This window comes from Rhodoblastus sp., assembly GCF_052145335.1.
Taxonomy (GTDB): domain Bacteria; phylum Pseudomonadota; class Alphaproteobacteria; order Rhizobiales; family Beijerinckiaceae; genus Rhodoblastus.
In genome coordinates, this window is record NZ_JBKQOU010000325.1 from 1 (window position 1) to 7,014 (window position 7,014).

6 protein-coding genes are annotated in these 7,014 nt (G+C 63.7%); 2 read left to right on the top strand and 4 right to left on the bottom strand.

From position 1 onward, the window contains the following. Positions 1-471: hypothetical protein (locus tag ACLP2E_RS20100; protein ID WP_442466915.1), on the bottom strand; the 471-nt coding region annotated here is incomplete at its 3' end. A 170-nt stretch (positions 472-641) separates the two neighbouring features. Here ACLP2E_RS20100 and ACLP2E_RS20105 point away from each other — a divergent pair. Further along, positions 642-1,349, top strand: coding sequence for a Crp/Fnr family transcriptional regulator (locus tag ACLP2E_RS20105; protein WP_442461076.1), 708 nt, complete (start codon positions 642-644; stop codon positions 1,347-1,349). 102 nt (positions 1,350-1,451) lie between these two features. Here the strand turns inward: ACLP2E_RS20105 and ACLP2E_RS20110 are convergent, their stop codons facing one another. From ACLP2E_RS20110 to ACLP2E_RS20120, 3 genes are all read right to left on the bottom strand, one after another. Next, positions 1,452-2,498: an adenylate/guanylate cyclase domain-containing protein gene (locus ACLP2E_RS20110; protein WP_442466916.1), complete on the bottom strand. Its 1,047-nt coding sequence runs from the start codon at positions 2,496-2,498 to the stop codon at positions 1,452-1,454. Positions 2,499-2,516: 18 nt separating this feature from the next. After that, on the bottom strand, positions 2,517-3,911 hold the full coding sequence (locus ACLP2E_RS20115) for a serine/threonine-protein kinase (protein ID WP_442466917.1): 1,395 nt from the start codon (positions 3,909-3,911) through the stop codon (positions 2,517-2,519). Between the two features lie 78 nt (positions 3,912-3,989). Then, positions 3,990-4,862 (bottom strand): c-type heme family protein, encoded by an 873-nt coding sequence (locus ACLP2E_RS20120; RefSeq protein ID WP_442461079.1) that lies wholly within the window; start codon positions 4,860-4,862, stop codon positions 3,990-3,992. A gap of 92 nt (positions 4,863-4,954) precedes the next feature. Between ACLP2E_RS20120 and ACLP2E_RS20125 the strand changes: the two genes are divergently transcribed. Then, positions 4,955-6,250, top strand: a complete 1,296-nt coding sequence (locus tag ACLP2E_RS20125) for a peptidoglycan-binding protein (RefSeq protein WP_442466918.1) — start codon at positions 4,955-4,957, stop codon at positions 6,248-6,250. The last annotated feature ends 764 nt before the right edge of the window (positions 6,251-7,014 follow it).

The following is a 7,014-nucleotide window of genomic DNA, read 5'->3' on the forward strand; positions in this document are numbered from 1 at the left end:
AAGCACGCCGGCGGAATCGTGCGACGAGGCGGCGTTAAGGGCCGTTGACTGATTTCCCAAGGCTTCCACGTTTCCGCCGATATCAAGTATACCGCCAGGACCTGTATCGAAGGTGATGTTGACCGTATTGGCGGCATGGGTCTGGACCGACGGGCCGTCGCCGGCGGCAAGGTGATCGACCGGACCGACGGCCTGCGGGGCAGCCATGCCGCCGCCGAGGACATGCTCGAACCCGCCGGCTTCGCCCCATGCCGCAGGCCCCCAGCCGAGACCGCCGCCATGGTCGGCCGGGGCCTGCGCGTAAATGCCGCCGTGTGAGCCCTCCTGCCCGCCATCGTGCTCGAAATGGGAAAAGAAATCGGAGTGCTGGTGGCGCGCGTGCGAATCGTCGCGCGCGCCGCCTCCGTAATCGTCGTTGACGGGCCTGAACGCGCGGTCGTCCAGCAGGTCCCTTTGCTCTGCGCTGCTCATGGCGGCTCCTTGTCGGGCTCGGAATAATGCAGGAGGATGGACGCAGGCTTCCACCGCGGCTGTGATCTGCGCCACAGCCGGGACCGGCGACCGCTCGTCTGCTTACTTTTTTCGCGCCTGGTCGTATTCTGAAGGCAGGCCCGAGGTCCGGACCCCGTCAGGAGCGCCGCATGTCCGAGAAATCCGCCGTGTCTGAGCCCCTGCGCCTGCAAGGTCTGGAGATCTTCCAGAATGTCGCCGCCGAGGTCATGGAGCAAGTGAGCCGCCGGGCGCAGCGCCGGACGCTGCAGAAGGGCGAGCTTCTCTTCAATGTCGGCGACCCGTCGGACGCGCTTTATGTCATCGCGTCGGGGCGAATTCGGATATGGACCGTCTCGGCCGCCGGCGTCGAGGTGACTTTGAACGTGCAGATCGCCGGCGCCATTTTCGGCGAGATCGGCATGCTCGACGGCAGCGTGCGGACAGCGGGCGCCTCCGCCATGGCGACGACGGAGCTCATCAGCATTTCGCGCAAGGCGTTCTTTGACGCGCTGGACAGGGACTCCCAGCTCGCACACAATGTGATCGGATTGCTCTGCCAGCGCTTGCGCTGGACGACGGCCCGCATGGAGGACGCGGTCCTGCGCCCGGCGCCGCAGCGGCTGGCCAGGATTCTTGGCCATCTGGTCCAGGACCACAGTCGCCGGACGCCGAGGGGCCACGAGATCACCATCAAGCTGACCCAGGGCGAACTCGCGCAATGGACAGCCATGTCGCGCGAAAGCCTGAACAAACTGCTCAACCGCTGGATCGACGAGGGGGTCGTTTTCCAGGAGAAGGGCGTGCTGACGATCTGCAAATCCGACGTGCTGGAAGACTTGGCGGAATCCGATGAATGAGGCTCAGATCTTTTTCCCGAAAAGCTGCACCCATTTCCGATGAAAATTCGCAGTTAAACAAAGTATTAGAGATTTTTTACTTCCGACGGAACGAAAAGCGCTCTAATCCGATCCGTTCAGAGCGGTTCTGGCTCGCGTCAGGAACTTCAGCCGCTCGCCTTCTGAGGGAATCTCCTGCGCCAGCATCCGAATGAGTTGCGCCGCGTCGGAGCTTTCCGCCGCCATGCGGCGAACCAGCACCCTGGCGACCGGTCCGAGATGGGTGGCAAGGAGCGGCACGAGCCGGCCGAGGCTCGCCTCGTCGAGGCCGGTGGCCCCTGCCCTCGGTGAATTCGTCTCGTCCGGCGCATCGCCTTTCGCCGGTGTTTCGGGCGGCGCCAAAAAGGCGGCCGGAGCCATTGGGAGGGCGGCGTCAGCCGGCGGCGATTCCGTCACGGCCGGCATTTCGTTCGGCAGGACCAGAGGACTGGCTTTCGGCAGCCGGGGGAGCGCCGATGCACCAGCGCTGCCTGGGCGCGGCGGTGGCGCCTGTGGCGGGACCGGTTCGGGCGCGGTCGTGCTGTCGAGTGGGGCGGCTGGGCCTGACGCGCTCGCGGGTGGCGGAGGCAGCACCCGGAATGTCTCGATCCGTCTCGGGCTGTGCTTGAGCGTGGGGACGCCGCTCGCGATGAAGGTGGCCGCGATGCGGGGCGCGACCGCGTCCACGACCGAGGCTGATACGAGGATGCCACCCGGTTCCGCCAGACTTTCGAGGCGGGCGGCGATGACCAGCGCTTCGCCATAGGGAAGGTCGTCCTGGAACAGGACTTCGCCGAGGTGCACGCCGATGCGCAACTTCAGATAGTAAAGCTTCGGCGATTCCGCCAGTCGGGACTGGATGCGCATGGCGCAGCGCACTGCGTCCACCGTGCTCTCGAACAGCGCAAAGATGCCGTCGCCCGGCATCCCGAACAGCCACCCCCGATGGATCGCGAGCTCTTCGATCGCGACCCGGCGGGTGATCGAGAGCGCGTCGACCGTGTTGGTTTCGTCAATCGTCATCATGCCGCCGAAGTTGGCGACGTCGGCCGCGAAGACGGCGCGCAGGCGTCGGCGGCGCGTCGGAATGGGGCCGGGAACGTCCGGGCCCGGGCTGTCCATCGGGTTCATCCCGGTCGTTCCTGCATCTCAGTGCGTCCTGTTTGCCGCCCACCGCTCGCGGAGCGTGAGGAAGCGCGTTTTCGCGCGGTCGTCGGGGATCTCATCGGCGAGCCGGCGGTAGAAGTCGTCGCGACCGACAGCCGTCAGCGCCTGTCGGCTGACGAGGCGCCTGGCGATGGGCCCGATCAAGGGAATCAACGCGTCGACGGCGGCCTTGATCTCAGCGTCCGAAATCGTCTCCTGGGCCCGCTCGAAGGCCATGCCGAGGTCCTCCCTGAGCAGCTTTTCGGCGTCCTGCCGGAACTGCTCGATCCCGGCGTCGGTTTTGATCTGCCGGCTCAGCGACGCAAGTAGCGTGTCGACCTCGGTCGTATCCTGCAGCGACTGTTTGACGATAAGCCGGGCGATCGGTCCAAGCCAGCGCGCCAATCTGCGGCTCAGCTCATCTTTCGCGCTGATCGATAGCTGTTCCGCCATGGTCACGTTCAGCATTTCGGGCGTAGGAGTGGGGCTTGCCGGCGCGTCCGTGCCGGGCCGGGATAGCTTGGCCAGGTCGACCGGGAGCAGATTTTCGTGGGGTCGAGCCTCGATCGCCACGTGCAGCGACTCCAGGAAGCGCTCCGCGGTCTGGAACCGGTCTTCAGGGTTTCGGGCGAGCGCCTTATGGGCGACCGCCTCGATCTCGGGCCATAGTTCCGGCCGCAGCGTCATGATGGAGGGCGGGAGTTCGTTGAGAAGTTTTCGCATCAGTTCCGGCAGGTCGAAGGCGACGAAGGGCTTTGCGCCTGTGAGCATTTGATACAGGATCACGCCTGCCGAGAAGAGGTCGGCCCTGCCGTCGGCGGGGCGCCCAAGGAAGCGTTCCGGCGCCATATAACTGGGCGTGCCCGCCCCCCCGAGTCCATTCGGCCTCGTCAAGTCGAGCGAGTCGAGCCGCGCGACGCCGAAATCGGCGACCTTGATGGACACGGCCGAGGGACAGAGGATGTTGGCCGGCTTGATGTCGCGGTGGATGACGCCCTTGGAATGCGCGTAATCAAGCGCCAGCAGGATCTGGGACATGATCTCCCCCACCTGCCGGATGGGGATGAGCGCACCGGCGCTGATCACCTTCTCCAGCGTGCCGGCATTGACGTACTCCATCACAATGTAAGGCCGCTGCTCGTGCTGCACGAGGTCAAATACCGTGACGATGTTGGGATGCAGGCAACGGGCCGCCGATTGCGCCTCGGTGGTGAAGCGCTTGAGGAAGCCCTCCGAGTCGTCGACGTCGCTGAGGATTTCCGGACGCGGAGTCTTGATGGCCAGCGGTCGGTCGATCTGTTCGTCATAGCCCTTGTAGACGATGCCGATCGCACCTCGCCCGATCACGTGATCGATGCGATATTTCCCGACCCGTTGGGGAACTGCCTCGCCTTTCATCGCGGTTCGTCTCTATGTTGGGCGCGGCCTCCTTCGGCTGGCATTCCGCAACGCGCGCGTCGTCGGGTACGTCCCGGCTCACTTGTCGAGCATCTTCATCGCACTGTCGAGACTGCGGCGCATCCTGTTGAAGGAGCGGGAGAGCGACGCCACCTCGTCAGAGCCGGCATATTCGAACTCGGGGACGGAGGTCTCGCCCATGCTATAGGCCTCCGCAATCCTGGCCATCCGGTTCACCGGCGAAATCACATAGCGGTCGAGCAGCACGTTGAGCAGCGCGAGCAAGGCAACAAAGATACCGCTCGCAATGCCAACGAAGAACATCATGTTGCGCCAAACCCTTGCGTCGGTAGCGCTCATGGGGATCGAAATGATCTGCGCGTTGATGGTCTGGTTCAGCTTCCAGCCGAAGCCGTTCTTGGAGCCGTAAAGAGCGACCATCGAGGCCGGAGCCGTGCCCGGCGTGGAATGGCACGTCAGGCAACTCTCGTCCTTGACCGGCATCGGATAGGTCACGGTATATTGCGGTCCCGAGTCGGTATCGCGAATGCTAATGTCCTTGTCGAGTTCGGGATTTGCGCTAAGCTTCTCGATGAGCTCCTTCTCCCAGTCCTGCGCCAGGTTGGTCTGGTTCGTCGGATTGAGCGACGCTTCCTTGTAAAAGAACTGCGGGTAGAAGCGCCTGAAATTCCCAAAGACGCTCCGGGCCGAGAACGCCGGGACCGTTTGGGGCAGAAACTGGATCGTGGACTGATCGGCAAGCAAAGGCTGGATTTCGTCGCCGGTGTATTTGCGGACCGAAAGCGCCTGGGCCCGCAGCACATCGACTTGCGATTGCAGCTGCTCCATGGCCTCGCGACGCGAAAGCTGGTAAAACGGCCATAGGCACAGGGCAAGTCCGACCAGATAACAAGCCGCAAGGATCAAGTTGAAACGCAGTCTCAATCCCATGTGAACGACCCCCTTGGGAGAAGTCTCGTCGGCGAAAACTACTTTGCGAAGGTTAACCCAAGTCAGGAACCAGTGCCATGGATTCTTTCGGGTTGAAAATCACGCACTCGTTGGAGCCCGAATGGCTCGCAGGGGTACCGACAGCGGGCGCCCGTGGCAGGCTTCGGCGCTGGATCGTTGCCGCCGCCGCGCTGGTCGTGTTCGCCGCCCCGTGGCGGGCAGACGCGGCCGGCAGAACGGCGCTGGTGATTGTCGGCGAGGACTACCAGAAGCTCCAGAAGTCGAGCATCGGCGCGAAGCGCGCGAAAGACATCGCCGAGGCGCTGCGGGCCAAGGGTTTCGACGTCCTCTTCGGCGCCGATCCAGCCAACTCCCGGGCGAGGGCGCTCATGCTCGATTTCGCCCAGAAGGCGAACGGCGCCGATTTCGCAATCGCGTTCGTCATGGGCCACGTCACGGCGGCGGGCGGCCAGACCTATTTCCTGCCGGTGAACACGGAACTGGGTGTCGCCACGGATTTGTTCTCGCGCGGCATCGCCATTTCTTCCGTCGCGCAGATCGCAGGCAAGGCCAAGGCCGGCGCGGTGATCGTGCTGATGACGGCGCCGAATTTCGAGCCTGCGGTTTCGGGCCTGGACGCGAGGCCCGAATACGCCAGTGAGAACCCGAAGTCCGTCGTGACCGTTTTCTCGTCTTCGGCGCGATTGCCAGTGTCCCGCATCGATGCGGTGAGCGAGCAGGCGGCCGACGCCGTCGTGACGCTGCTGCAACAGCCCGCGCCCAGTCTCGCGGACGTCGTCAAGGGGGCGTCGGCGGATGGCGGCTCGGTTTTCGGCGCGCCCGCCGACATCAGCCTTGCGAAGCCGATCCCGCCAGCCGAAGCTGTCACGGCCCCCGGCGCGCCGGCGGCGGCGAACGTCGCGCAGCCTCCCGCCAAGCCTGCGGCCGAGGCCAAGCGGAACTCCAAAGAGAATGATGCTCAGGTGGAGGCCGCCCGGCTCCAGAATGAGCAGGCGAAGGCGGAGCTGGAAAAGGCGAAGCAGGAGACGCAGCGGGCGCAAGCAGAGGCTTCGCGCGCGGCGGCTGAGGCCGAGAAGGCCAAGGCCGAGGCTCAAGCCGAGATCGCCCGGGCGCGGTCCGGAGCGGCAAAGGCGCCCGGTCAGGCCGCCGTCGGCGCGCCAATCGACGAGAAGCAGCTCGGCATGAGGCAACGCCAGCGTATACAGGAACGCCTGCGGGACATGAGCCTTTATACGGGCCCGATCGATTCCATCATGGGCCCGCTCACGCGCGAGGCGATCATGGGCTACCAGCGCAGCAAAGGCGCCCAGGTGACGGGCTATCTCACGCCCGAACAGTTCCAGGCCCTTTTGCCTGACGGCAATTGAGTCGGGACGGCGTGCCAGTCGCCGCTCGGCGCACGATCTTAAGCGCGGGCGCAGGTGAAAAAGCCGCGAATTTTTCGCAAGCCCGTGGCGTCGGCCAGCGACCGACTCGGACGAAATTGGAGGCGCGCATGAAGCCGAAAGTGACAGACACAGGCGCCATCCAGAATAACGTCACCAGGTTCGAATATCCGCTCATACTGCGCGCGCGATCTGCTGCTTGACCCAATTCGACACTTGGGTGCGAACATTCGAACTATTATTGCCGTAGAATGTTTTACGCTCTCGCGATCATGCGCATGACGATCAGGCCTTTATCGACTCCGTATCGCTGGAAGGAGAATAATTTCCGATCGATTTACGCGCTTAAAAGGGAAAGAACCTTGCCTATCCGGTTAGGCCAGACACCTACTATATGTGGACTGACCGGTACATGGCACGGACACCATTTTATCGGCCGTTCATAGCGCGATTCGATCCGACAGCGACGGGCGGCCGTAAAGCTGATTACGGCCAATCCTTCTTGCAGTTAAATTATTCGGCTCGATTCGCAATGGGTTCGGCTTGGAAAACGGAAGTCGCTTCTATGTATCCGGCCTGTTGATCGGCTCGCGGGCCGTGGCCACGATGGGAATACGCGCGCACTTTTGGCCTCATTAGCGGACCGGCCGACGAGCGGCCATTAGGGTCACCAGGCTCAGGGTGCGCAAATTGATCCGTTCCATGCTTGTTTCGTCGCGAACTTCGGTGAGAGGCGTCAGATGGCG